At 29.0% G+C, this 25,115-nt stretch carries 22 protein-coding genes and 1 pseudogene; 8 read left to right on the top strand and 15 right to left on the bottom strand.

Annotation, left to right across the window (positions count from 1 at the left end):
• Nucleotides 1–16 precede the first annotated feature (16 nt).
• Nucleotides 17–2,509 carry an ABC transporter permease gene (locus PHEL85_RS02285; protein WP_036822994.1) on the bottom strand — a complete coding sequence of 831 codons (2,493 nt, stop codon included), beginning with the start codon at nucleotides 2,507–2,509 and terminating at the stop codon, nucleotides 17–19.
• A gap of 44 nt (nucleotides 2,510–2,553) precedes the next feature.
• Nucleotides 2,554–3,243: an ABC transporter ATP-binding protein gene (locus tag PHEL85_RS02280; protein WP_036820518.1), complete on the bottom strand. Its 690-nt coding sequence runs from the start codon at nucleotides 3,241–3,243 to the stop codon at nucleotides 2,554–2,556.
• A gap of 101 nt (nucleotides 3,244–3,344) precedes the next feature.
• Between PHEL85_RS02280 and PHEL85_RS02275 the strand changes: the two genes are divergently transcribed.
• Nucleotides 3,345–4,082 carry an arylesterase gene (locus PHEL85_RS02275; protein ID WP_052108425.1) on the top strand — a complete coding sequence of 246 codons (738 nt, stop codon included), beginning with the start codon at nucleotides 3,345–3,347 and terminating at the stop codon, nucleotides 4,080–4,082.
• Nucleotides 4,083–4,119: 37 nt separating this feature from the next.
• On the opposite strand, the gene PHEL85_RS02270 is transcribed toward PHEL85_RS02275, so the two are convergent.
• The 4 genes from PHEL85_RS02270 to PHEL85_RS02255 are packed head-to-tail and all read right to left on the bottom strand — an operon-like array spanning nucleotide 4,120 to nucleotide 7,493.
• Nucleotides 4,120–4,935, bottom strand: a complete 816-nt coding sequence (locus PHEL85_RS02270) for an SDR family NAD(P)-dependent oxidoreductase (RefSeq protein ID WP_036820516.1) — start codon at nucleotides 4,933–4,935, stop codon at nucleotides 4,120–4,122.
• 1 nt (nucleotide 4,936) lies between these two features.
• Nucleotides 4,937–5,905 (bottom strand): LLM class oxidoreductase, encoded by a 969-nt coding sequence (locus PHEL85_RS02265; protein ID WP_036820513.1) that lies wholly within the window; start codon nucleotides 5,903–5,905, stop codon nucleotides 4,937–4,939.
• 32 nt (nucleotides 5,906–5,937) lie between these two features.
• A complete protein-coding gene (locus PHEL85_RS02260; protein WP_036822989.1) occupies nucleotides 5,938–6,804 on the bottom strand; it encodes a DUF4437 domain-containing protein in 867 nt (288 codons plus the stop codon).
• A gap of 14 nt (nucleotides 6,805–6,818) precedes the next feature.
• Nucleotides 6,819–7,493 (bottom strand): NAD(P)H-dependent oxidoreductase, encoded by a 675-nt coding sequence (locus PHEL85_RS02255; protein WP_036820510.1) that lies wholly within the window; start codon nucleotides 7,491–7,493, stop codon nucleotides 6,819–6,821.
• A 218-nt stretch (nucleotides 7,494–7,711) separates the two neighbouring features.
• Here PHEL85_RS02255 and PHEL85_RS02250 point away from each other — a divergent pair, with 218 nt between their 5' ends.
• Nucleotides 7,712–8,056, top strand: a complete 345-nt coding sequence (locus PHEL85_RS02250) for a winged helix-turn-helix transcriptional regulator (RefSeq protein WP_036820507.1) — start codon at nucleotides 7,712–7,714, stop codon at nucleotides 8,054–8,056.
• 52 nt (nucleotides 8,057–8,108) lie between these two features.
• Here PHEL85_RS02250 and PHEL85_RS02245 read toward each other — a convergent pair whose 3' ends face one another.
• On the bottom strand, nucleotides 8,109–8,651 hold the full coding sequence (locus PHEL85_RS02245; protein WP_052108424.1) for a fused DSP-PTPase phosphatase/NAD kinase-like protein: 543 nt from the start codon (nucleotides 8,649–8,651) through the stop codon (nucleotides 8,109–8,111).
• A 364-nt stretch (nucleotides 8,652–9,015) separates the two neighbouring features.
• On the opposite strand from PHEL85_RS02245, the gene PHEL85_RS02240 reads away from it, so the two are divergent.
• The 3 genes and pseudogenes from PHEL85_RS02240 to PHEL85_RS02230 all read left to right on the top strand — a co-directional run.
• Nucleotides 9,016–9,876, top strand: a complete 861-nt coding sequence (locus PHEL85_RS02240; RefSeq protein ID WP_036820504.1) for an outer membrane beta-barrel protein — start codon at nucleotides 9,016–9,018, stop codon at nucleotides 9,874–9,876.
• Nucleotides 9,877–10,238: 362 nt separating this feature from the next.
• On the top strand, nucleotides 10,239–13,526 hold the full coding sequence (locus PHEL85_RS17585; protein ID WP_081965061.1) for a CotH kinase family protein: 3,288 nt from the start codon (nucleotides 10,239–10,241) through the stop codon (nucleotides 13,524–13,526).
• Nucleotides 13,523–13,783, top strand: a pseudogene (locus PHEL85_RS02230) (winged helix-turn-helix transcriptional regulator); the annotation flags it as partial. The gene PHEL85_RS17585 and the pseudogene PHEL85_RS02230, both read left to right, overlap by 4 nt.
• Nucleotides 13,784–13,885: 102 nt before the next feature.
• Here PHEL85_RS02230 and PHEL85_RS02225 read toward each other — a convergent pair.
• On the bottom strand, nucleotides 13,886–14,086 hold the full coding sequence (locus PHEL85_RS02225) for a hypothetical protein (protein WP_036820502.1): 201 nt from the start codon (nucleotides 14,084–14,086) through the stop codon (nucleotides 13,886–13,888).
• 40 nt (nucleotides 14,087–14,126) lie between these two features.
• Entirely contained in the window at nucleotides 14,127–14,600 is a 474-nt protein-coding gene (locus tag PHEL85_RS02220; RefSeq protein WP_036820499.1) for a hypothetical protein, read from the bottom strand.
• A 178-nt stretch (nucleotides 14,601–14,778) separates the two neighbouring features.
• On the opposite strand from PHEL85_RS02220, the gene PHEL85_RS02215 reads away from it, so the two are divergent.
• The gene (locus PHEL85_RS02215; RefSeq protein WP_036820496.1) at nucleotides 14,779–15,816 is read left to right on the top strand and encodes a helix-turn-helix domain-containing protein; all 1,038 of its coding nucleotides are present in this window, start codon (nucleotides 14,779–14,781) and stop codon (nucleotides 15,814–15,816) included.
• An 8-nt stretch (nucleotides 15,817–15,824) separates the two neighbouring features.
• Here the strand turns inward: PHEL85_RS02215 and PHEL85_RS02210 are convergent, their stop codons facing one another.
• Genes PHEL85_RS02210 through PHEL85_RS02200 form a run of 3 tightly spaced genes read right to left on the bottom strand, consistent with a single transcriptional unit; the run spans nucleotide 15,825 to nucleotide 18,698 of the window.
• Nucleotides 15,825–16,631 carry a patatin-like phospholipase family protein gene (locus PHEL85_RS02210; RefSeq protein WP_052108422.1) on the bottom strand — a complete coding sequence of 269 codons (807 nt, stop codon included), beginning with the start codon at nucleotides 16,629–16,631 and terminating at the stop codon, nucleotides 15,825–15,827.
• 13 nt (nucleotides 16,632–16,644) lie between these two features.
• Nucleotides 16,645–18,069 (bottom strand): cardiolipin synthase, encoded by a 1,425-nt coding sequence (gene cls, locus PHEL85_RS02205; protein ID WP_036820492.1) that lies wholly within the window; start codon nucleotides 18,067–18,069, stop codon nucleotides 16,645–16,647.
• Nucleotides 18,069–18,698: an SOS response-associated peptidase family protein gene (locus PHEL85_RS02200; protein WP_036820491.1), complete on the bottom strand. Its 630-nt coding sequence runs from the start codon at nucleotides 18,696–18,698 to the stop codon at nucleotides 18,069–18,071. The genes cls and PHEL85_RS02200 overlap by 1 nt, the downstream gene beginning before the upstream one ends.
• Before the next feature lie 256 nt (nucleotides 18,699–18,954).
• Between PHEL85_RS02200 and PHEL85_RS17580 the strand changes: the two genes are divergently transcribed.
• Nucleotides 18,955–19,119 (top strand): DUF1328 family protein, encoded by a 165-nt coding sequence (locus PHEL85_RS17580; RefSeq protein ID WP_036820489.1) that lies wholly within the window; start codon nucleotides 18,955–18,957, stop codon nucleotides 19,117–19,119.
• Between the two features lie 641 nt (nucleotides 19,120–19,760).
• Nucleotides 19,761–20,732, top strand: coding sequence for an IS110 family transposase (locus PHEL85_RS02185; protein ID WP_036820483.1), 972 nt, complete (start codon nucleotides 19,761–19,763; stop codon nucleotides 20,730–20,732).
• A gap of 221 nt (nucleotides 20,733–20,953) precedes the next feature.
• Here PHEL85_RS02185 and PHEL85_RS02180 read toward each other — a convergent pair whose 3' ends face one another.
• The 3 genes from PHEL85_RS02180 to PHEL85_RS02170 are packed head-to-tail and all read right to left on the bottom strand — an operon-like array spanning nucleotide 20,954 to nucleotide 25,053.
• Nucleotides 20,954–21,835: a carbohydrate kinase family protein gene (locus PHEL85_RS02180; protein ID WP_036820479.1), complete on the bottom strand. Its 882-nt coding sequence runs from the start codon at nucleotides 21,833–21,835 to the stop codon at nucleotides 20,954–20,956.
• Between the two features lie 3 nt (nucleotides 21,836–21,838).
• On the bottom strand, nucleotides 21,839–23,332 hold the full coding sequence (locus PHEL85_RS02175; protein ID WP_036820476.1) for a mannitol dehydrogenase family protein: 1,494 nt from the start codon (nucleotides 23,330–23,332) through the stop codon (nucleotides 21,839–21,841).
• Between the two features lie 5 nt (nucleotides 23,333–23,337).
• On the bottom strand, nucleotides 23,338–25,053 hold the full coding sequence (locus tag PHEL85_RS02170; RefSeq protein ID WP_036820473.1) for a purine-cytosine permease family protein: 1,716 nt from the start codon (nucleotides 25,051–25,053) through the stop codon (nucleotides 23,338–23,340).
• Between the last annotated feature and the right edge of the window lie 62 nt (nucleotides 25,054–25,115).

Genomic DNA, 25,115 nt, shown 5'->3' with positions numbered 1-25,115 from the left:
ATTAAATTATTTTGTGCTATACCTCTTTCCTTAAAACCTCTAAAGGTGGACTGCTCAACACAGTTTTTAAATTACTGAGTCCTATAACAACTACTAAAATTGTTATTGCTGGTAGAAAAACCAAGAACGGAATTACAGAGGGTATAAAAGGTTCTTTAAATAATAAGGTTGCTAATAATTGACTGCCAATTAAAGACAATAAAATTCCTGTTAAACTACCTAATAAACCTAAATACACATATTCTAAAGCAGTAATTTGTAGAATTTGTTTACTTTTTGCACCCAAAGTTCTTAACAAAACACTTTCTTTTATTCGTTGGTATTTGCTATTTCTAACAGAACCAATGAGCACAATAAAACCAGTGAGTATGCTAAAAAATGCCATGAAATTAATAATCCAAGAAATTTTATTTAAAATATCTTCTACAATAGTAAATACTTGGCGTAAATCTAAAATAGTAACATTTGGAAAATTTTTGACTAAATCTCTTTGCAATTCTGCAGAACGCTCTTCATTGGGCACATGAGTAGTCATCACGTTAAATTTAGGTGCTTTTTCTAAAATACCTATTGGAAATAAAATCATAAAATTGACTTTCATACTGCTCCAATCTACTTTTCTAATACTTCCAATTGTGGTTTCCATTAAAACACCTTGAATATTAAAAACAACAGCATCCCCTATTTTTAAATTTGCGTCTTCAGCAAGATTATCTGCAATAGATATGGGTACAGGCGTTCCTTGTACTGCTTTTCCAATAAATTCTCCTTCTAATAACTCTTCTGTTTCTGTTAAAGCATTTCTGTAGGAAACTCTAAATTCACGATTTAGCATCCATTTACGCATTCTTGTTGTAGTGTCATTACGAATTTCATTGACAGTTTTACCTCGTATTTTTTCCATTCGCATGGTAATAATTGGTATGTTATCAATCACCTCTAAACCTTTGCTTTTAAAATTGGTTAAAATTGCAGTTTCTTGATTGCTTTGCACATCCATTAAAATGATATTTGCATCCGTTTTTTTATTTTCGATAGCTGTTTTTGCCAATAAAATATCTTTCGTAAAATATAAAGTACTAATTAAAAAAGTACCCAATCCAATAGCCAAAACCAATACCATTGTTTGGTTGTTTGGCCTGAATAAATTTAACAAACTTTGACGCTTTGTATATCCCCAAGAACTTGGAAAAAACTTTTTTATTAACTTGATAAATAAATTGGCAACACCTGCCATTATTGCAAATGTGATAAAAATACCAATGGTAAATACGATTGCATTAATGATACTTTTTAACATCCAAAAAGAAAATAAAAAGATAAATAGAAGAATAGTTATAAAAACGAAAATTCTTGCTTTTTTGGTTTTTTGTAAATTATCTTCTGTACCTCTTAAAACTTCTAAAGGAGAAATATACCAAGTACCTAAAAGTGGTAATAATGCAAATAAAACAGACATGATAACTCCTAAAATAATTCCGATTATGATGGGTTGAAATGAAATAGATATTTCTACATTAAAAGGTAAAAAGTCTTGTAAAATATAAGGAAAAGCAAATTGTAAACTTGTTCCGATGGCAGAACCAATGAGGCCACCAATGAAACCAATTCCTATAATTTGAATCAAATAAATTAAAAACGATTGCTTTCTTGAAGCGCCTAAACATTTTAAAACAGCAACGTTTTTTAATTTTTCTTTGATGTAAATATGTACTGAGCTTGCAATACCAATACAACCCAATAATAATGCAATAAAGGCAACTAAATTTAAAAACCGACTCACATTATCATATCTTCTTCCTAAACGTTGACTAGTACTTGTATGGGTATCTAAATCTGCATTTTCATCATCTAAAATAGGGTCAATTTTTTTGTCTAGTAACTCTAAATCCATTTCTGGTGCTTTAAAGAAATATTGGTATTCTTTTCTGCTTCCTACTTGTAATAGTTCTGTTTGTTCTAAAAACCGAAACGGAATTAAAACGCTTGGTGCTACAGAAGATGAAATTGCTGTGCTTCCAGGAATTGATTTTAAAGCGCCAATAATTGGCAACGTAACTTTTCCTAGTTTGATAGAATCTCCACTTTTTAAATTATATTGTAACAACAAAGTTGCATCTACTAAAGCACCTCCTAATTTTTGATAGTTTTTTGCAGCATTTACTGGAACTGTGGTTAAATTTCCATAAAAAGGAAAACTACCTTCTAATGCTCTTACTTTTACTAATTTTGTACCTTCAGTTTTAGGAAAAGCAGCCATTGAAACAAAGTTTACTTCCGAGGCATCTGCTCCTAAAGAATCAATAATTTTCAATACTTTTTCGGAGGGTTCTTTTCTACTATCTATAATAAAATCTGCCCCCATTAAGGCTTTTGATTGTTTTTTAATATTCTGTTTTAAATTATCGCTAAACAATTGAATGGAAACCACAGCCGCAATTCCTAAAATTATAGACGCCATAAAAAGCATCAATCTAGAAATGCTTGCTTTACCATCTCTCCAAGCCATTTTTAAAAGCCAGTTAAAATTTGCTTTTGATTTTTTGTTGCTCATTAATTGTTGGCTATTTTTTCGTTAGAAATGATCTTCCCTCCTTTTAGCCTTAAAATTTGTTGGGTTCTATTTGCTAAATCTAAATCGTGTGTAATAATCACTAAAGTTGTACCTGCTTCTTTATTCAACTCAAAAAGTAACTGAATTACTTTTTCGCCAGTTTCTTCATCTAAATTTCCTGTAGGTTCATCAGCAAATAAAATAGAAGGTTTGTTAGAGAATGCTCTAGCCAAAGCAACTCTTTGTTGTTCTCCTCCAGACAATTGCGATGGATAATGATGCAATCGATCTCCCAAACCTACCTTTGTTAATAATTCAATTCCAAATTTAGCAGCATTTTTTTTGCCTTGTAATTCTAAAGGAACAATCACATTTTCCAAGGCTGTTAATGTTGGTAATAACTGAAAGTTTTGAAAAATAAAACCGACCTCTTTGTTTCGTAATTCAGCAAGTTCATCTTCACTCAAATTTTGTAAAGATGTTCCGCATAATTCTACGGTTCCAGAAGTTGGATAATCTAACCCTGCACACAAACCTAATAAAGTAGTTTTTCCACTTCCAGAAGGCCCAACAATAGAGAAAATACTTCCTTTTTCTACTTCAAAAGAAATATTACTAATTACTGTTAATTTTTTTGAACCACTGGTATAAGTTTTCTCTAAATCATTAATCTTTAATATCTTTGACATTAATTTTTTATTTAATTGAAAAATAATTCCTCTAAGCGCTGCTTCGAGGTTTCCGTTAAAACTGTCCTTCCTGTGTGAACAGGAATCTAAAAAACATACTGATGCTGAAAAATAATCATTTGAAGAGAAATAGCAACAATCAAACAAGAACAATTTTCTTAAAGATATGTTATTTTTTATTCTTAATTCTATTGATTTCTTGTAAAAAAGAGGTCACAAATAAAGAAGTTACTTCTAATGAAATAAACCCTAAAACAGCAATTGATACTACTAAAAACAATAGTTTAAAAAGAATTGTTTTTTTTGGTGATAGTTTAACAGCTGGTTATGGTTTAGACGATATTAATGAGGCTTTTCCAGGAATCATTCAAAATAAAATAGATTCTTTACATTTAGCATATATTGTTGTGAATTCTGGTGTTAGTGGAGAAACTTCTGCTGGAGGAAAAAATAGAATAGAATGGGTATTGAATCAAAAACCCACTATTTTTGTTTTAGAACTAGGCGCAAATGATGGTTTAAGAGGTGTGCCTTTAAAAGAAACAAAAACGAACTTACAAACAATAATAACTACTGTAAAAGAAAAATATCCTACAACAAAAATGGTGCTAGCAGGTATGCAAATTCCACCAAATATGGGGCAAGAATACACCTCAGAATTTAAAAATATTTTTCCTTCATTGGCTCAAAAAAATGATTTATATTTTATTCCGTTTTTATTAGAAAATGTTGGTGGAATAGCCAATTTAAATCAACCTGATGGAATTCATCCAACAAAAGAAGGTCATCAAGTTTTGGCTAAAAATGTCTGGAACGTTTTAAAGCCGATACTCAAATAAATGATCCTCTTAATGCATAATTCAATTTTATAAAGGGCTACAAACCTAAAAGTAATGCTTCTGTTTTTTCTAACAATACCGAAATTAAATTTTTATCATAAGCATCTGTATGTGCTGGTGCAAAACAACCTTTAATTTCGCCTTTATCATTATCAAAATATTTACCAGAATCATTTTTATAGCTATTAGACAAAGCTAAATCATACAAAATATCAACACCTTTTTCTGCAGGCGACCAATGTTGCCCATAAGCTTCTTTTACCATTTTCGTATTTAATAAAGAACCAGGATTTACTGCAATAATGTTAATATTTGATTCTTGTTTTGCTAAATGAAAACTCCACATTGTTAACGCTAATTTACTTTGAGCATAACTGTTATTTTCAGCAACCTGTTCTTTTCCTGTTAAAACATTTTCAGAAACTGGTGCTTGTGCTGCAGAACTTAAATTGATAATTCTTGGAGCTTTTGATAGTCTTAAATTAGGAAGTATTTCATTTGTTAATAGATAAGGTGCTAAATAATTAACAACTATTCTAATGTCTAAACCAGCTTTGTTTAAAGTATTTTTAGTTTTAAAAACTCCTGCGTTATTGATTAAAACATCAATTATTGGGATTTCTTTTTTTATTTTTTTTGCTATTTTTTTTACAGCTTCTATATTTGAAAAATCGGCTACAAACCCGCTAACATTCTCGTTATTACAAATTTCTTTTATTTCAGAAATAACAGCATTTACTTTTGCCTCATTTCTACCATGAATATAAACCGAATGGCCTTCTTTTGCTAGTTTTAGAGCAGTAAGTTTTCCTATTCCGTCTGTACTTCCTGTTATTAGAATTGTTTTAATCATGCTATTTATTTTTTTCTAAGGAATGAAATTCGGGTAAAATTTTATGAGCAATTAATTCTAATGTCTCATCTATATTCATAGCATTGAAACGTAAGTTTAATGCTAAATGATTGACACCTATTTTACGTAATTTATCTATATAATCTATAAAATAATTGATTCCTAAACGAAATCCGAGTTGTATGGGTTGAGGCTTAAAATCTGCAAGATGATGTAAATCTAAGTATAAAGGTTGCATAAATGGTTTATCAAATTCTTGCGATTCTTCAATCAATTTCCTCCAATGTTTAATCTTAATTTGTTGATCGTGTAAATCGCGTGGATAATTCATCCAACCATCAGCATTTTTAACATTCCATTCTAAAGTTTGTCTACTTCCACCGGTAATTAACATGGGTATTTTATGTGATGTAGATTTGGGTAACATATCAATATTCCCCTGTAAACTTCCATAATTTTGGGTCTTAAAAGTTGGGAAATTATTTTGAACTTTACGGATATAATCAAAGGATTCTCTAAACAGTTCTCCTCTTTTTTCATATTCAATTCCCATTGCAGGATATTCTTCAAAACGATCTCCAGAAGCTACCCCTAATAATAATCTTCCATTAGATAATTGATCTATAGTTGCTGCAGATTTAGCTACGTTTAATGGGTGATGTAACGGTAAAGCAATGCTAGAAAATCCTAATGCAATATCCGAAGTTTGTCCTGCTAAATAACCTAAATAGGTAAAAGGATCAAAAGTTTGACCTGCATCTCCAAAGTTTGGAACATTAAACGGAATGTCTCGAATCCAAATGGCTTTAAAACCTAAATTTTCTACTTGTTTTACACGTTTTAAATGATCTTGCATTGTGGAAACTGTACCTATTGAATAATTTTCTATAGGCACGACTACTCCAATACTTAACTCATTTTGTTTAAAAACAGCATTGTAGGCTTTATTTATGTTTTCAAATACTTTCATAGGTACTCTTTTAAAATAAATGCAGCAACTAATTATTTTGAAGACACTACAAAATTACCATTTGTACGAAGATAAATAATAACTTCTTCATTAATACTAATGAAATGTTTAGAATTTTCAGTAGCACTAAATGTACTGCCAGGAGCTAACACATAATTTTTAGGATTACTTGGCATTTGATAGTTAATATTACCTTGAATTACAATACCTCTAAAAATTTTTCCTTCACTTAAAATTTTACCTTTAAAACCAGGTGCAATTTTTATGAATGTACCATACAATTCTTGGTTGTGTTTGTTTCCCCAAAGAAATGCCGCTTTAATTTTATGGTTTTCCGAATTTTCAATCCATGAAATATCTGAAGCATCTAACCAAACTAGATTTGACTTATCAACATTAATTGGTCGTTCTCCATTATCAAAAGCAGCTTCTGTTGGATGTACCAAATAAGGTCCTTTTTCAATTTCTATATAAGCTACATTTTCTGAAGCATTTGCTGCTGTAATATGTGCTTCACCTTCTGGTTGAGTCCAATACGATCCTGCTGGCATCCACATTTTTTCTGCATGTGGATCGTCGTTATGAATAGAACCACTAATAACAATTCCATGATAAGACACATTATGAATATGTGGTGGTGACGAAAACCCTTTTGTAAATTTGGCTAAAAATCCTGTTGCCTCATTTGCTTTTCGGTCTCCCCAAATAGTTCCTGCTTTGGGACTGTTTTCTCCTCTTGCAGGATTCAATTGTTCCCATTCTATCTCTGAAGCTAATTTTACTTTGTTTGTAACCTTGGTAATTGATATAGCATTGCTTTTCGCTGTATTACTTTCAACTTTGTTTTTACAGCTAATACCTAAAGCTAAAAATAGAATTAAGATGATGTATTTCTTCATTTTAAATGTTTTTATTATTTCCAAGTTACAATATCTTCAAAATTTCTTCTTGATTTACCAAATTCTGGGTCAGCTTTTCTGTAACCAAATGCCACCATAAAAGATAAACCATATTTGTCTGTATCTATGTCAAATTTTTCTCTTAACAAGGCTTCAGCTTTTTCTTGGTGAAATCCTTCTATAGGACAAGAATCAATGCCTATTAAAGCTGCAGATGTCATCATATTCCCTAAAGCAATATAGGTTTGTTTAGAAGACCAATCAAATAGTTTTTTATCAGTATCTAAATCAAAATCACGCTCTTGAAACTCTCTGTAAAACTTAGAATACATTTCGATAACATCTTCTGGCAATTGTTTAACCTCTTTCATCATGTGCATAATGTAATCTGCATCGTGTTTTACCATGGGTGCTTTCATACTTAAACCTAAAACAAAATGACTTGCTGTATCTAATTTTAAAGGTGCTCCCCAAGCTACAGGTTTTAACAATTCTCTTAATTCTTTGTCTTGTACCACTACAAAATGCCAAGGCTCAAACCCAAAAGAACTTGGCGACAAGTTTGCTGTTTTTAAAATATAATTGATATTCTCCTCTGAAACTTTTTTACTGACATCAAATTCTTTTGTAGCGTGTCTGTATTGAAATGCATTTAAAATTTCTTGTTTTGCAATGTTTGGTGTATTCATTATTATCTGTTTTATGAAAATTATTATACTATAAATACTATAGTCACAAAAGTATATATAGTATTTAAATACCACAATAACGGTCAAAAATTATAGTATAAATAAAATTTACAAATGACTAATTATCAGTATTTTATAAAATAAAATATTTACTATAAAAAATATAGTTGTGTAAATATATATAGTACTATATATTTGTAAAATAATTAAATAGTATTATGTATAAATTTAGAGGAAAAGAATACCCTTGCTGTGCTAGTTTAACCATGGGAATTATTGGAGGAAAATGGAAAACTGTAATTTTATTTCATCTAATTGATGGAACGCTACGATATAATGAGTTAAGAAAGGAAATGCCAACGGTTACTGAACGTACTTTAAGTTTACAATTAAAGACTTTGGAAGAAGATGGCATCGTTAAAAGAAAAGTATATACTTCTAAACCTCCTTTAAAAGTAGAATATTCTTTAACTAATTTTGGTAAAACATTAATTCCTATAATACAATCTATTGCAGAATGGGGCGTTTTTGCGGTTGAAAAAAAAGGAGTAATATTAGAATAAGTATTTTTTATTCTTTTATAAATGTTACTTCGCTCCAATTTAATAGAAAATATTAATTTAATTGTTTTTTTAGTTTTTGAATGTCTAAATTTTCTAATAAAACCAATAAATTAGGGTACATTTTATAATGATATCCTAAATTCTTTTTCTGAAATTCTTTAATAGCTTTCTCTTTAGACCAATTTTCAATTACCATTCTATAGGCAGCTATTATAGATCCTGTTCTATCTGAACCATGCCAACAATGCACTAAAACAGGTTGTTTAGAATCTTTAATTACATGTAAAATATTTAAAATATCCTTTTCATTTAATTCTTTAGTTTTTAGAGGAATATGTACCAAATTAAAGTTAAAGTTCTTTGCTTTTTTCTTATTATTTTTAAGTCTCCTTAAATTAAGAATGGTCTTTACTCCCATCAATTCAAGTTCTTTAAACCCTTTTTTGCTAGGTTGCTCAGATCGATACAACATAGCATTTATTTTATATAAATTTCTAAAATGTTTAGATTCAACTTTTTTTAAAGGCAATTCTTGTCCGTAATGGAAATTTATTACTCCTAAATAAAAAAAGATTATTATAAATTTTTTTTTCATCGTTTACTTTTTCATTATTTAATCAATAATTATGCTAAACCTGTTTTAATTTCAAAAAAATAAAATTTGCTTAGAATACCAGTTCGTTTTTAACCTTTTAACAACTAAATAATTCACTCCAATTTTAATTCTTAAATCATCAAAAAAATCAATTATAGAAGCTATCTATTTTAAACAGATTACTTTAACTTATTTGTCTTTTTTTACTTTAATTTAGTTCAATTATAAATAACCATAAAAGCCTTATAAAACCCACATTTAAACACTATAATTAGTGAGTAAAATTTTGTAAAAAAGTACCTTTGTAAACGATTTATTTTCAATCAAAATTTATAAAATAAATATTACAAATAGAATACACAAAATGAAACATTATATCATAGCATTTGCAGCATTTTTAATTAGTGCAACTTCTTTTGCTCAATTTCAAATATCAGCTAGTACTGGTTATGCAATAGGTAGTGCAGGAATGAAAATAGGAGAAAAAATAAATATTTCGGAAACTGAAAACACCTATGGTAGTTATGGTGAAGGTTTTAATTTACAATTAAGAGGGACTTACTTTTTTAATGAAACCTTTGGTGTAGATTTAGCATTTGGATATTTAAATGGTGCAGACCAAACCGTGTCTAAAGTTACCTTACCAAATACAGATGTAAATGCCATTGCAAGAGCACGTGCTTTTGGAGCATCAACTTCTATTGTGTATCAATTTACTAATAATATTTATGGACGTTTTGGTGCATTGATAAAATTAGGCGGTAAAACAGAAGCTGTTGTGTATAAAAAATCTATTTTTTCGGATGCACAAGCAACTGCTATAGGATTACCTAGTGGATCGTATTCTGAAACGAATTATGTTGAGGATTATCATGGACATTTTCCTTTGGGTTTAGTTGCTGCTCTTGGTTATAAGTTTGATTTAAACACGAACTTAAGCCTTTTTGTTGAAGCAGAATATTATGGAATTAGTTTAAAACGAAAAGACTCTGAAATTACAGAATTTAATACTGATTTTGTTTTATCTGATGGCACAGTAGCTGTTAGTAATGTATATTCTTTAGATAATTTGCCTGCTGATGTTTATAAAGAATCTACTTATGTAGATAATTTGTCTAATACAAATACAGATGGTTCAAAAAAATTATCACAAAAAGTACCTTATTCTTCATTTGGGATAAACTTTGGAATCACATATAAATTTGAAGTTTCTAGTAAGAAATAATAATTCAATTTTTATTCAAAGAGCTATAATTTATAAACGTTATAGCTCTTTTTTTATGTTTTTTTCTTAACGATTACTAAATTAAGTTCAGCATAGGCAAATCAATCAAAATTTACTTTATTGATATTATTGATTTTTTTAAAATACATTATTCTAAAAAAAAACATCGATAACGATTTAATTATGAACACAATACATAAATTATAATAAAATCTATTGTATAGGTTTTGTATGGTGAGTTTACCAAGAATTTGCATTTAAATTAATTAAATTAGCATTATTACAAATCATATATTATTTGAAGAATCATTTTTTTGTTTAAAAATAATAAGAGATTTAATCTAACCACTAAAAACTTTCCAATGATTGAAAAAAAACATAGGTTTCAAATAATCATTTTATTCGTATTTTTTATATTTAATTTAAAAGCTCAAACAGTTAGAATAAATGAACTAGTTTCATCAAATTCTGTTTATTCAGACGAAGATGGAGATACTCCAGATTGGTTAGAAATTCATAATTCTGGAAACCAAGATATTTCAATTATTGATTGGTCTTTATCTGATGATGTAAATGATCTTACAAAATGGACATTTCCAGATATTACATTAACTCCTAATGAGTATTTGCTTTTATGGGCTTCATCAAAAAATATTTCTACATTTTCTTATCCTAGAACACTTATAAATCAAGGAGATGAATTTAACTATTTAATCCCTACTTCTGAGCCCAATTCTAATTGGAAAACCTTCAATTTTGATGATTCAAGTTGGTCTTCAGGTATTTCTGGGTTTGGATATGATGATGGTGATGATGCAACGGTTATTCCAAATGGCACACAATCTGTTTACCTTAGAAAAACTTTTACCATCAATAACCTCTCTACGATTTCTTCATTAATTTTAGATTTAGATTATGATGATGCATTTGTTGCTTATATAAATGGTACTGAAATAGCAAGAGCAAATATTATAGGTACACCACCAGTATATAATTCAGCAACAATTACAGATCATGAGGCTCAAATTTATTCTGGAGGAAAACCTGAAAGGTTCTTAATAACAAATTTCAATTCAATATTAAATGAGGGTGAAAATATTTTAACCATTCAAGCACACAATATCAGCTCTTCTTCGTCAGATTTTACCATAATACCATTCTTGTCGGCAGCTTTTTCTACACCTAATAATTCTGGAATTGATCCACCAGCTATTTTAGAATTAACAAAAAACAATCTTCATACAAATTTTAAAATATCATCAAGTTCAGAAACACTATACTTAACGAATTCATCTGGCACTATAGAACATCAAATAGTTGCAAATAATTTACCTCAGAATACCTCTATCGGAACTTCTATAACCTCTGGAGAGATTGTAAGTTATGCAGAAACTACACCAGGTTATGAGAATTCTAATCAAGAATATGTAGGAAGTATTCAAAATGAAGTTGTTTTTTCTCACCAAGGTGGTGTTATTAATACACCAATAAGCCTAGTATTATCTGGAAATACTGAAGGAGAAATAATTCGATATACAACTGATGGAACTATTCCATCTGAAATTTCATATATATATACAAATCCTATTGAAATTAATGAGAATACTACTGTACAAGCACAATTGTTTTTAGCAAATTATTTACCTTCTTCTGTTTATACAAAATCATATATTCTGAATACAAGTAATATGTCATTTACCGATAGTAATTTACCTATTGTTATTATTACAACGGATAATGGTGCGACTATTCCTGATGAACCAAAAATACTTGGTACAATGAAAATAATTCAAAGACCTAATGGTGCTAGAAATTTTCTAACTGATGCCAATAATGAAGATTTTTTAAATTATTCAGGAATTATTGGTATCGAAACTAGAGGTTCTTCATCTCAAACACTGGATAAAAAACCCTATGGAATTGATACTTTAGAAGATGATGGTATAGAAGATAAAGGTGTAGAGTTATTAGGAATGCCTAAAGAAGATGATTGGATCTTAAATTCCTTTGCTTTTGATGATAGTATGATGCGTGATTATATTAGTTATGAAATGGCAAGAAAAATGGGACAATACGCAGTAAATTTAAAATATTGTGAAGTTGTTTTGAATGGCGAATACATAGGTTTATATGCACTTTCAGAAAAAATAAAACGTGATGGAGATCGAGTAGATATTTCAAAATTAGCTGATGATGAAAATTCGTACCCAGAAATTACAGGAGGTTATATTTTACAAACTGATAGACCTACTGCTGAAGACCCTGAGGCTTGGTATAATAATGGAGCAGGTTATATTCACGAAAAACCAAATTCAGATGATATTACTTCACAGCAATCTTCATATATAGAAAGTGTTTTTAGAAATTTTGATCAAAACGCTAATAATTCAAATATTATAAATGGTTATCCTTCTATTATAGATGTACCTTCTTTTGTAGATTATATGTTAATGGCAGAAATCTCTTCAAATGTAGATGCCTATGCTTTAAGTACCTATTATCATAAAGATCGAGGAGGAAAATTAAGAGCTGGTCCTGTTTGGGATTATAATTTAACCTATGGAAATGATTTATTTAACGCATTTGGTACTTATTATGATCGAAGTTTCACAAATGTTTGGCAATTTCAATATAGTAATACTGGATCTTATATTTGGAGCAGTCTTTTTTACAATCCAGAATTTAAATGTTATTTATCTAAACGTTTTAATGAAGTCACAGTTAGTGGAGAATCTTTGAGTTATGACTATATATCTGAGTTAATAGACAGTACTGTGGCTTTAATTTCTGAAGCTGTAGTTCGTGAAAATGAAAAATGGAATACTATTAATGATTTTTCTGGAGAAATAACCAACATGAAAAGCTGGTTGCAAGAAAGAATTACTTGGATGAAAAATAACCTTGGGCAATTTAATGATTGTAATACTATTGAAATGCCCTCTCTAGTGATTACCAAAATTGATTACAATCCGCAAGAAACTGACATATTTACAGAAAGTGATGATTTAGAATTTATTGAAATTAAAAATACAGGAACTACAACTGTTAACCTTACTGGAGTTTATTTAGTAAAACTTGGGGTTTCTTATCAATTTCCAAATAATGCAACTCTTGAAGCTGGAAATGTTATTTATTTAGCTGGAGATGTTACTACTTTTGAAAACAAATATGGTTTTGCTCCCTTTGATACATTTGAAAGAGATTTATCTAATAAGAATCATAATTTAGTATTAGCAGACGCATTTGGTAATGTAATTGATCAAGTTGAATATTTTGATAAAGATCCTTGGCCAGAAGCTGCAGATGGAGATGGGTTTTATTTAGAATTAATAGATGTTAACTCAGACAATGCAATGGCTACTAATTGGATAGCAAGTTCAAATACTGTTTTAAATACAAATGATTTTAATAAGAATAATGTTAAATTCACTGTGTATCCTAATCCAACGGCAGGAAAATTAATATTGAGTTCAAAACAAACAATACAAGAAATTTCAATTTTTAATCTTCTTGGTCAGAAAATAAAAAGCCTTGAAGTTAATTTTAAATCAGGAGAAATTAATATTAGTGAACTTCATAACGGAACCTACTTTTTAAGTTTAAAACTTATCAATGATGTTCGAATTTCAACTAGGATTATTAAAAAATAATTCATTTAATTGATAAAACACTACGTTATAATGAGTTGAGAAAAGAAATGCCAACTGTTACAAAACGTACTTTAAGTTTGCAGCTAAAGACATTAGAAGAAGATGGAATCATAAAAAGAAAAGTATTTACATCTAAACCTCCATTAAAAGTGGAGTATTCTTTAACTGATTTTGGTAAAACATTAGTTCCGGTAATTAAATCTATTGCTAATTGGGGAATTTATGCTGTTGAAAAAAAAGGAAAAATTGTTGTTTAAGAGTTAACATTAGTTTTTTAGTATTTTTTATTACAATAGATTTTAATCTACTATTAAGATGCTTACTAGGTTTACACCTATAAAATAGATTTAATAAAGTTGTTACTTTTTACTTACTAAAAAACTAGCAATAAGTGCTACTATACCAATACCTATGCTTATGTAAGCATTATCATTGTTTTGAGATTCAAATTCTGCAATTCCAATATCTAAAGAGGCTTCTGGTGTAATAAGTTCATATCCTCCGTAAATTAATAGTGCTAATCCGGCAATTATTAAAATAGTTTTAATCGTTTTATTCATGGTTATAAATTTTAAAGTTATAAGTTTTAAGGTTTTTTTATTAAAATTGGTATCTTATACCTAAGGCAATATCTAAGTCTAAATCGTTACTATAATTATCATTAAAGCCTAGTTCTGGTCTAATATCTAAAGACATTATAAGAGGAATATTAAAATTATATTCTATCCCCAAGTCTGCAGCGGCTAAAATAAAAGCGCCATTATTATCTAGAGAATCAAAAGACCCTACTCCTGCACCTGCACCTACAAACCAGTTAAAATTATTATCTATAGCATATACCCATTGATAGAGTCCTACAAGTTTAAATGCATCTACATCATTTGAGTTTCTATAACCTAAATCAAATTCTAACCGGTTATTGTTTGATACATATCGTTGATACGAGATTTCTCCTCCAAATCCGTCATTATCACCTACTCTAAGACCCAAGGCATTTTTAGAGATATCTTGTGCAGAAATTGTTGCACTCATTAATAAAATTGTACTAAAAAGTATTGTTTTTAAATATTTCATTATTATTGTTTTTAAGTTCATTACAAAGATACAGTCTATGTTTATGGCTGTTTTGCTCATATCAAATTGATGTTAGCTCATTTAAAATATTCGATTTTTTAAAAATACTTTAGGGTATCTTTAAAAAAAAATCACAAGCAACCTTAATTAGTTTATATTTATAACCAAAATAATAAGGTTGAAAACAATAACTATTACTGCAACAAGTACAGAAGGTAGCGTTAGACAAATTAGAGATGCTATTGGAGGTAAAATAACGGAACGTTGGGGAGAGTATATTTTAGAAGTTGATAACGAAAATGCGAAAGGAACAATTACCTTCATTACTTTTGAATGGGGAGGTAGTACTTTAGAGTATAATATTACTTTTTTAGAAGATATTACTTTAATTATGAATACTTCGGAGTTTAACCCAATCCATTTTACCTATACTTCTCTAGGACATTGTTATCACCGATTTGAGTTAGAGGACAAGAAAAGAAAGCTAGAGCAATTTCAATCTGTAATTATAACCAGTAAAGATGATGGTTATAACTATGGCTATTTTGAAAAAGACGTAAAAATACACATTCATGTGATTCAAATAAGCAGAGTAAAGTTTATTAAAAAACGTTTAAATGATGCTTCTATTTTAAATCAACATTTATATAAGGTTTTTCATGATCAGCAACACGAAAAAGTATTTGCTTATTTTGGTACTTATAATTTAAAATTAGCGAATCTTATAAAACAATATGATAAAGTAAAGCAAAAAGGAATGATTAGAATTCTGATAAAAGAAGGTATTGTATATCAAATTTTATCTGAACATATGTTACAGCATGATAAAGATGTGAAACTAAAAAAACAACCGAATACGTCACTTACTAAAAAAGAATTAAATAGTGTTCGAAAAATTGCTGAAAAGATTTTAAAAGATGTTTCTAAAGATTATACGGTTGAAGAATTAGCTAATATAAGCGGGTTAACACAAGCAAAACTACAAGAAGGGTTTAAATCGTTATACACCAGAACAGTCACAGAATACATTCGTCATATTCGATTAGAAGAAGCAAGAGATTTAATGAATACCACAGATTTAAACATCTCTCAAATTGTATATACAATTGGTTTTAGTAGTAGAAGTTATTTTTCAAAAATATTTAAAAAGAAATACAATATTAGTCCAAGTGAGTTTATAAAAAACAAACAAGAAGCAGATATAAAAGTAGCTTAATAAATAATTTAGTTCGTTTTTTTTACTTGTTTAGTTTTTAAGAAAGACTTACATTTTTTATAAATTTCCTCTGCTTCTTTAGTGTCTAAACCCGAATAATTAGATAAAGGAAAACGAATCGTAAGATCTGTAATATAGAATTTAAAACTTACCGCAGAATGAGCCATTAAATAAGTAGCTTGTGTTACTACTTTTAAGGTAGAATTTAATTCTTCTTGAGTTCGTTTTGGAGGATCACTAACATAGCTTCCTATTAAAGGTAAATCTGATTTTTCAAAAGGCTTAATTGGAAAATTATCTAAAACACCACCATCTGAATACAAAACATTATTAATTTTAATAGGACTGAAAATACCAGGTATAGCACACGAAGCTAAAATGGGTTTCAATAATTTTCCTTTACTAAAATAACGTATTTTACCTTCTTGCATATTAGATGCCGTTATATATATGGGAATTTGTAATTCACTAAACTTAGATTTAATTTTATTTTCAATAGCATTTCTAAATAAGAGAGTATCAAAAATGCCTGCCTTTGAAATACTGAAAAAAGAAATTTTAAAAATACTAGTTTCTTTAAATACTTTTAAAATGTCTTTTGTGGGTACTCCTGAAGCATATAAAGAAGCAACTAATGCTCCACCACTACTCCCTGCAATAGCATTAATTTTTAAACCTAAAGCTTCAATTTTTTCAAGGAGGGCTAAATGTCCTGTAGATTTAACACCTCCACCTGATAAAACTAGATTTATAGGTATGTTTTTATCTAATTCTTCAAGTTTAGTAATGTTTTTTTGAATTATTTTTTTATTCATTATAGTGTGGTATTTATAATAACGGACTAAATACTTTTGCACATCCTTCTAATAATTTTGTTGTTAAAGGACGGTTTTTAAAAGAATTATAATCTAAAACCATGCAATTTTCTAAGCTTTTTCGGAAATCATTACTCAAGTTTTTAGTAATATTTTTATCATAAATAAGCGTATTTACTTCATAATTATATTCAAAACTTCTATAGTCAAAATTTCCAGATCCAATAGAAGCTATTTCGTCATCAATAATAATTAATTTACAGTGCGAAAAAGTAGTTTTTAATACACAAATTTTAATACCTGCTTCTAATAAGTCTTCAAAATTAGCAAACATACTGTGCTTTGCTAATATACTATCGTTATTTTTTGGAACTATAATTTTTACATCTACTCCACTTAAAACAGCCATTTTTAAGGCTTCTAATAATGCTTTATTTGGAATAAAATAGGGGTTTTGAATGTAAATAGATTTTTCTGCTGTATGTATCATCATAAGATATTGATGTAATATAGAGAGGTATTTTAAATCGGGTCCACCAGCAACAATTTGTATTAAAGAAGTTCCTTTTTCTTTTTGAAAAGGAAGATAAAAATCGTTTGTTAATAATACTTCATTACTAGCAAAATAATAGTCTTTAATAAAAATTCTATGTAAATGATCTACCGCAGGTCCCTCAACTTTTAAATGCAAATCATCCCAGATACCCAAATTTGAATTTGCTTTTATATACTTATCAGAAACATTAACTCCGCCTGTAAAAGCTACTACTCCATCAATAATAGCTATTTTACGATGATTTCTATAATTTAGAGTTGATAAAATTGTGCCTATTTTAAAAGGTAGTATAGAATGTGTTTTTGCGCCTAAATTTTCAAGCTTTTTAACAGCGCTGTTTTTCCATCCATTACTACCCAAAGCATCATATAAAATTCTAATTTCTACACCTTTTTTAATTTTTTCTGTAAATAAACTAATTAATTTATCTAACAATTCTCCTTCTTCTAAAATATAATATTGAATATGAATGAATTTTTCAGCTTTAGAAAAGGCCTCAAAAATTTCATCAAAAGTAAGCGCCCCATCTTTTAAAAGTTGAATACTATTTCCTTGAACAACCGGAAAACCAGAGCTTCTTTGTAATAACTTACCTATACGACCAAACTTGTCTGTATTAAATTTATAAGTAAATTTTTCAATATTTTTACTTTTATGATTTAAATCGTATAATTTTCTTTTTGCATTAAAATTAAGTGTAAAAAACTTAAATTTCTTTCTGTTTACACCAAAAAGTATATAGAAAACAACTCCTAAGATTGGAAAAATGATTACAATTAAAAGCCAACCAATAGATCTTGCAGGTCTATTTCCGTATAAAAGTATACTAAAAATTGCCCAAAGGGTACTAACTCCATAAATACTATAAAAAGCAATTAACATTAAGAGGCTATTTTTTGAACTTTAAATTTAGTAATATATGGCTTAGAAACAATATAGTTAATGTCTTTAATTTCAGTATTTTTATCTAACCAAATATTTTTTAAAATTTCTGGTATTTGTAAAGGCATTACTTCGTATAAATTATTAATAGACGCTACAGATGAATTGGCATCTGTATTTACTACAGAACATGTTACAAAACCATCTTCTAAAACATTATATATTCCTGCTAAATAAAATGGCCTTAAAGGCTTTTTTTCTACTAGGTAACTCGTAATTTTTTTTCCTGTGAGCTGATGCGTATAAAAACCCGTTACAATAATTAAACACCTACGTTTTGCTAGTGCATCTTTATATAATACATTTTCTGAAATCTCAGTTTTATTTACATGTAATGTTGTTTTTAAGCGCTGAAATTTTTTCCAATCTCCTTCAAAATTTTGTGGCAAAATCCCCCAAATACCTTGTGTAATTATATTGGGAAAATCCATTGTAATAATTGAAACTGTTTGTTCTTTATACCCATCTATTTTTAACCTGGGTTTGTAGATGTTTGGATATTTAAAATCTACACCTAATTCTTCTTTAATTAAAGTTTTACTTGCTGTATTTGATAAGCTATATTTCATTTTAATTAGGTTATTATAGTTTTTGATATCTTCTCATTTCTAATTTATTTTTATGATCAGAACAAAATTATAATGAAATCCTATTTTTTCTTAATTCATATCAATTCAATCTTTGCTCATTTCAAAAATGAAAAAAAACTACTTATTTGCATTTGAGTTAATATCAATTTTATATGAGCAAAAGCAAATAATAGTTCTATTCTAACTTTGTAGTGTAAATAAAAAATAATTATTAACCATTTAAAAACTTTATATTATGTTACGTTGGACAATCACATTTATTATCATCGCATTAATAGCAGGAATTTTAGGATTTACCGGTATAGCTGGTGCAGCTGCAGGATTTGCAAAAATTTTATTCTTTATCTTTTTAGTATTGTTTGTAATCTCTTTAATTAGAGGAAGAACAAATAAAATTTAGTATATATATAATTAAAAATATTGAAATTTTTACTTAAGTATTACAGGAGAGAACTTCTTTGTATTGCATAACAAATTTGAAGAATTATATACAGATGCTCGTAGTAAAATTGATGAAATAGCTGATTGAATGAATACGATTTTAACTTAAAAACTCAATCTATTTACAGTTTAGTAAACTACGCTTCTGTATTTTCTGTTGTATTATAGTGAAACTCCACTGCAGTGTCCAAACTACTTATTATTTGATTCCCTAATCTAGTTGAGGACAAGCTTTGAACACTTAGCCGTTTCATCTCTTTTGAATTCTTACTGAAATTATAGTATGTCGGGGTGGTAATTTTAGTTAATATTATGTCTCTTGTCTCTTGTTTCCTTTTTTCTAATAACATAATATAACTGTCATCCTATGTTTGTAAAATATAATAATCTGTTTTAAAAAAGTTTAAATTAGATTTAATATTTAACAAGAAAAGTAAGGGTAAAGGAAAAGATTATAGTCCGTCATTTGTCATTAAAGACCGTTCGCAATGCTAATCACTTTACCTCTTACTACATAAACTTGAACAGATCATTAGACGTCTAAGTCTGTATTTAGGATTGATAAGTAAATGTAGTAATTTTTCTATAAAAACATTTGATATGAGTAAAATTATAGGAATTGATATTAGTAAGCAAACCTTTGATGTTTCTTATTTAGAAAAAGATAAATGGATACACAAAATTTTTAAAAATCAAAATAGAGGATTTGAGCAATTTACTAAATTGATTGGTACATCAGACTGGATTGTAATGGAGGCTAGTGGTCCTTATTATGTTCAGTTAGCAACTTTTTTACATGCATCTAATTTTAATGTATGTGTATTAAATCCATTGATAATTAGAAGATATAGTCAAACAAGATTATATAGAGCAAAAACGGATAAAAAAGACGCAAAGACAATTGCCGAATATGGTGCTCAATATGAGTTAAAAAGATGGTGCCCAGAGAGTAAACCTAGTATAGAGATTAAACAACTTTACACAGCTTTAGAATTACTAAAAAAACAAAAACATCAAACAAAAAGACAACTAGAATCCTTTGAAGTAACAGGTTTGTTGAGTCCTGATCTTAGAAAAGAATTAAAACAAGTACTAATATTATTAATAAGACACATAGATAAGTTTGAGAAAAAGATAGAGCAAATAGGGAAATTAGCCTATAAAGACACGGTCGAAAGAATAAAAACAATTCCAGGGATCGGGCTGAAAACGGCTATTATGATGAGTGTTATTACAGACAATTTTACAAAATTTGAAAATTATAAACAACTCACAGCTTTTGTAGGTTTTAGCCCAAGATTATATCAATCAGGAACAAGTGTAAAGGGAAAGGGACATATTTGTAAAATGGGAAAACCACAAATTAGAAAGTTATTATACTTGTGTTCTTGGTCTGCAAAAAGAGTGAATAAAACGTGTATGGAAATGTATAAGAGACTAAAAGAAAAAGGAAAACCCGATAGAGTTATTAAAATCGCAATAGCAAATAAGTTAATAAAACAGATTTTTGCTATCGCAAAAAACAAAAAATATTACAATGAAAACCATCAAAGTTTATATTGCATAAATTAAAAAAAAAATAACTAAAAATAATAGTTTTTTAACACAGATCATTACGAGGACGTTAGGACGTGGTAATCTGTTTATTGAATCGTTTTAATTTATGAAGTTACTTGTTTAAATATTATTCTTTACTATAAACATAAAAAATATCCTTAACATAGCTTTTTAAGCTTTTAAAGATAGTTTTTACTATTTACTAAAATACTATTGCTAATGCGTATTGAAAAGCTTTAAAAATCTACAAACTTGTTAATCTCTTCTTTTTTAATTTGAGGGTTTGCTCCTTCACTCCCAGCTACTATAGCACCAATTGCACAAGCAAAGTCTATTGCTCTTTGTGGTGAGATCCCTTTTAACAATTTATTGGTTAAGGATGCTAAAAAAGAATCTCCTGCTCCTACTGTATCTATAACTTCTATTTTATAACCACTGTTATGATAAAAGACATCATTATAATATAAAATAGCTCCATCACCACCTTTTGTTACACAAATAGACTTTGTTTTGGTTTCTTTAGCTATAAATTGAATTGTCTCTTCTAAAGAATCCGATTCAGATTTAAGCTCTTTGGCTATTTCAAAAATTTCATCATCATTAAATTTAATAAAATCTGCTTCATTCATTAACGTCTTTAAAACTTCTAAGGTATAATGAGGAGCTCTCAAATTGATGTCAAATATTTTATATTTTGCTATTTTTAAAAGTTGATATAAAGTATCTCTAGAGACATCATTTCTTGCCACTAAACTACCAAAGATAAAAGCGTCAGAATTTTCAGTAATTTGTTTTGCTTTTTCTGTAAGCTTAATGTTATCCCAAGCTCTAGGGAAATTAATGGTATAGGTAGCAGTCCCTTTTGCGTCTAAAATAACTGCTACTACTCCTGTTTTTAAAGTTGAATCTATTTGAATGTTTTCAGTTACTACTCCTCTATTTATTATAAAATCTTTAATTTCTTTTCCTTCAGTATCGTCTCCTATCCTTGTAATTATAGCAACGTTATTTTCTAAAGATTGTAATCTTAAAGCAACATTTAAAGGAGCTCCACCAATTTTTTTATGGTTCGGAAATACATCCCATAAAACCTCACCATAACAAACTATATTTTTCATAAACTATAAATTAAGAATAGAATTATTCATTGTTATTATACATTTTTCTACACCATACTTTACAATATTGTGATAAGAAGTTGTGTAGGCATTTACAAATGTTTCAGCATCTTTTAATTTTCCGAAAATCGATGCTATTTCTAAAAATGCTGCAGGATTCTCTTTTGCCGCTACTGCTTTTTCATTTAAGATAGTCTTCATTGCATCTTTTATTATTAAAGGTTCGCTATTTTCATTTTTACCTAAACTGTAAACTGCCCAAGCAGCTATCACAAAAGATGCAAATCCAATAGACCCCTTGTTTTCTAGTTGTTTGTTTACGGTTGGTAAAATAAATATTGGAAATTTTGCAGAACTTTCTGAACAAATTCGATCTATTTGATCTTTAATATAGATGTTTCCAAACCTTTGTAATAAAGATTTTTTATACTCTTTTAAATTAACACCCTCTAAACCTGCTAAAGTGGGTGTTACTTCAAGATTCATATAATTGTTTAAAAAGCGTTGTATTTCTTCATTGTTCACAGACTCATCAATGGTTGCATAGCCCATTAAATCACCTAAAATTCCTAATACAGAATGTCCTGCATTTAATAAACTTAATTTCATTTTTTCAAACGGTACAACATCATCAACAAACTGAGCTCCTACAGTTTCCCAGGCAGGTCTTCCAGCTGCAAAGTTATCTTCGATAACCCATTGTTTAAAAGGTTCGCAAACTACTGGCCATGCATCATCAATACCATATGTTTCTTTTAAACTAGAAATGTATGTAGTACTTGTTGCTGGTGTAATTCTATCTACCATTGCATTTGGGAATGATACGTTTTCATTAATCCATGTAACTAATGTTGGTTCAGCTACTTTTACATAACTCAATAACATTTTTTCTGCCATATGTCCGTTTCCTTGAATATTATCACAAGATTGAATGGTAATACCTTCTAATCCTTTTTCTTTACGCATTTTTAAAGCTTGGGTTATATAACCAAAAATTGTTTTTGGCGCTTTAGGATTCTCTAAATCATATTGAATGGCAGGGGTTTCGAAATTAAATTCGCCTGTTGCTTCATTATAATTATAACCACCCTCTGTAATTGTTAAAGAGATGATTTTAATAGCTGGACTCGCCATTTTCTCAATCACCTTCATCGGATTTTCAGGAGCGTATAACATTTCTACTATAGAACCGATTACTCTTTTTGTTAAAGTACCGTCTAATTCTTTTACAACTAAAGTGTATAAACCATCTTGCTCTTTAAGAGTATTGTAAATTTTAGCATCATATTCTAATAATGCAACACCACAAATACCCCAATTTCCTGCTGTTTCATTTTGCAACAATTGATCTGTATAATAGGCTTCGTGTGCTCTATGAAAGCCACCAACGCCAACATGTACAATACCTGCTTTTACTTTAGATCTATCGTATTGGGGGATAGAAACAGTTTCTGATAATTGAGGTAAATTCTGGCTATTTAATTTATATGTTTTCATGATGTTTAAGATTTTTTAGATTTTCCACGTTTAAGTGCCCAGTATGCAGTAACAAAGTAAATTAATGTACAGATAAATGCATATTGATAAAATATTTCACGGTTTTGTATGTACACAGCTTCGTTTGAACTACCAAATAGAACAATACAAGCGAGTACTAATGTGATTAATAATACAAGTAAAGAAATGATTCTTAATACTTTTGTAAAAATTGAATTGTCTATAACTGGTACTTCCTCTTCTTTTGATTTTTCTTCTTGAAAAGCTTCAATATTTTGATAGTATATTTTTTCTTTATTTGCTGCTTCAGGATATTTGTCTTTTGCTCCATAACGACCTGCTAAGAACGTATAGATTAGTATCGTAAAAATCCAAGTAGGTATAAATAGATAATAGAAAGACATTACATTTAAAGCATTTAACCCAAAACCGAATACAAGACCTAATCCCCAAGAGGCTATAGCTGGCGTACTAAATGTTAATTGACGGTAATGAGACCAATATCTTGTATACCCAATTTTAGGAAATATTTGATGTTCTGCAAATACAATTGCTCCTACGGGTACTACTAATAATCCTGCATAGGTAAGTAAAGGTAATATTTGAGAAAATACAAAAGGGAAACAAGCTACAATCATGGTAACCAACCCTACAATTATGGTTGTTTTTTTACGTGATTGTTTTTGAAAAATTGCTTGTGCAGCTAAACCAGCTCTGTAAAGGTTTGCAACAGCGGTAGTCCAACCAGCTACAATTACAATCACAAATCCAGACCAACCTAATGCGTAATATGCAACATCACCTGGATCAAGTTCTACAATAGTTTTTCCAAGAATAATAGCAGCACCTGCTCCCATAATACCTGCGGATATCCATGCAACATAATGACCAAACATCATACCTGTACTTGTTGCTAATCCGTAAGATTTCTTTTTAGCAAAACGCAGTAAAGCCATATCAATAAGTCCGAAATGAGTAATTGTATTAGCAGCCCAAGCAAAACCGATTACTTCTGTCAACCCGATTCCTGCTTCTCCGTTACTATTAATCCCTGTCCATATCGATTGGTTTCCTAAAGTTAAAAAATCACTCCATCCATTAGGAATTGGTTTTCCTAATACTTCTAAAGATAAAGCAGGTAAAAGAACAAAGGCGCCACAAGTAAACATTACAAATAACCAGGGAGCACAAATTCCAGAAAATTCTGAAACTGCTTTAAAACCATATATAGCAATCGAAACAACAACAGAACCTACAATTAAAACGATTACTATAAACCATGTATTGGTAGGATACCAATTAAGTTGCGCCGGTATATCAAAAGCAAAACGTACTGCAGTGGCAGACACTGTAATCATCGCGGCAGAAATCACTGTAAAAATAATAACATTAGCCCAATTGTAAAGCTTTGTCATTGAGTCTCCCGCTATTTTATTAAGATAGGTGTATAAACTTAATCGCGTATCCACAGCAATTGGTGAAGTAATAAATCTCCAACTTAAAACAGCTAAAATATTACCAATTAATAAACCTAAAATAATATCTTTAGTAGTTGCTCCTAAAGCAACAAAAGTAGCTCCAATAACAAACTCAGTAGCGGCGACATGCTCTGCAGCATATAGACCCGAAAAATGAGTCCAATTATGTAATTTATGTTTTGCAACTGGTAATTGTTCTTCTTCTAAGTTGTTAAACTCTTGAAAGTTATTGGATTTGTCCATAATATTTTTATTTGAAATTAAATGTTATTGTATTTTTTTGCAATGACAAGTATATTAAGTTG

Source organism: Polaribacter sp. Hel1_85, from assembly GCF_000766795.1.
Lineage (GTDB): Bacteria > Bacteroidota > Bacteroidia > Flavobacteriales > Flavobacteriaceae > Polaribacter.
This window is presented reverse-complemented; position numbering and strand designations above follow the sequence as displayed.

What these genes read in the sequence shown, in the direction of transcription:
- cls (WP_036820492.1), bottom strand. Translation starts at nt 18,069, where the DNA reads ATGTTAATTGCTTTTTATAGTATTTATGGAGTTAGTACCCTTTGGGCA.
- PHEL85_RS02175 (WP_036820476.1), bottom strand. Translation starts at nt 23,332, where the DNA reads ATGAAAACATATAAATTAAATAGCCAGAATTTACCTCAATTATCAGAA.
- PHEL85_RS02270 (WP_036820516.1), bottom strand. Translation starts at nt 4,935, where the DNA reads ATGATTAAAACAATTCTAATAACAGGAAGTACAGACGGAATAGGAAAA.
- PHEL85_RS02265 (WP_036820513.1), bottom strand. Translation starts at nt 5,905, where the DNA reads ATGAAAGTATTTGAAAACATAAATAAAGCCTACAATGCTGTTTTTAAA.
- PHEL85_RS17585 (WP_081965061.1), top strand. Translation starts at nt 10,239, where the DNA reads ATGATTGAAAAAAAACATAGGTTTCAAATAATCATTTTATTCGTATTT.
- PHEL85_RS02280 (WP_036820518.1), bottom strand. Translation starts at nt 3,243, where the DNA reads ATGTCAAAGATATTAAAGATTAATGATTTAGAGAAAACTTATACCAGT.
- PHEL85_RS02260 (WP_036822989.1), bottom strand. Translation starts at nt 6,804, where the DNA reads ATGAAGAAATACATCATCTTAATTCTATTTTTAGCTTTAGGTATTAGC.
- PHEL85_RS02255 (WP_036820510.1), bottom strand. Translation starts at nt 7,493, where the DNA reads ATGAATACACCAAACATTGCAAAACAAGAAATTTTAAATGCATTTCAA.
- PHEL85_RS02180 (WP_036820479.1), bottom strand. Translation starts at nt 21,835, where the DNA reads ATGAAAAATATAGTTTGTTATGGTGAGGTTTTATGGGATGTATTTCCG.
- PHEL85_RS17580 (WP_036820489.1), top strand. Translation starts at nt 18,955, where the DNA reads ATGTTACGTTGGACAATCACATTTATTATCATCGCATTAATAGCAGGA.
- PHEL85_RS02240 (WP_036820504.1), top strand. Translation starts at nt 9,016, where the DNA reads ATGAAACATTATATCATAGCATTTGCAGCATTTTTAATTAGTGCAACT.
- PHEL85_RS02250 (WP_036820507.1), top strand. Translation starts at nt 7,712, where the DNA reads ATGTATAAATTTAGAGGAAAAGAATACCCTTGCTGTGCTAGTTTAACC.
- PHEL85_RS02200 (WP_036820491.1), bottom strand. Translation starts at nt 18,698, where the DNA reads ATGAAATATAGCTTATCAAATACAGCAAGTAAAACTTTAATTAAAGAA.
- PHEL85_RS02285 (WP_036822994.1), bottom strand. Translation starts at nt 2,509, where the DNA reads ATGGCTTGGAGAGATGGTAAAGCAAGCATTTCTAGATTGATGCTTTTT.
- PHEL85_RS02275 (WP_052108425.1), top strand. Translation starts at nt 3,345, where the DNA reads ATGCTGAAAAATAATCATTTGAAGAGAAATAGCAACAATCAAACAAGA.
- PHEL85_RS02245 (WP_052108424.1), bottom strand. Translation starts at nt 8,651, where the DNA reads ATGAAAAAAAAATTTATAATAATCTTTTTTTATTTAGGAGTAATAAAT.
- PHEL85_RS02220 (WP_036820499.1), bottom strand. Translation starts at nt 14,600, where the DNA reads ATGAAATATTTAAAAACAATACTTTTTAGTACAATTTTATTAATGAGT.
- PHEL85_RS02225 (WP_036820502.1), bottom strand. Translation starts at nt 14,086, where the DNA reads ATGAATAAAACGATTAAAACTATTTTAATAATTGCCGGATTAGCACTA.
- PHEL85_RS02210 (WP_052108422.1), bottom strand. Translation starts at nt 16,631, where the DNA reads ATGAATAAAAAAATAATTCAAAAAAACATTACTAAACTTGAAGAATTA.
- PHEL85_RS02185 (WP_036820483.1), top strand. Translation starts at nt 19,761, where the DNA reads ATGAGTAAAATTATAGGAATTGATATTAGTAAGCAAACCTTTGATGTT.
- PHEL85_RS02170 (WP_036820473.1), bottom strand. Translation starts at nt 25,053, where the DNA reads ATGGACAAATCCAATAACTTTCAAGAGTTTAACAACTTAGAAGAAGAA.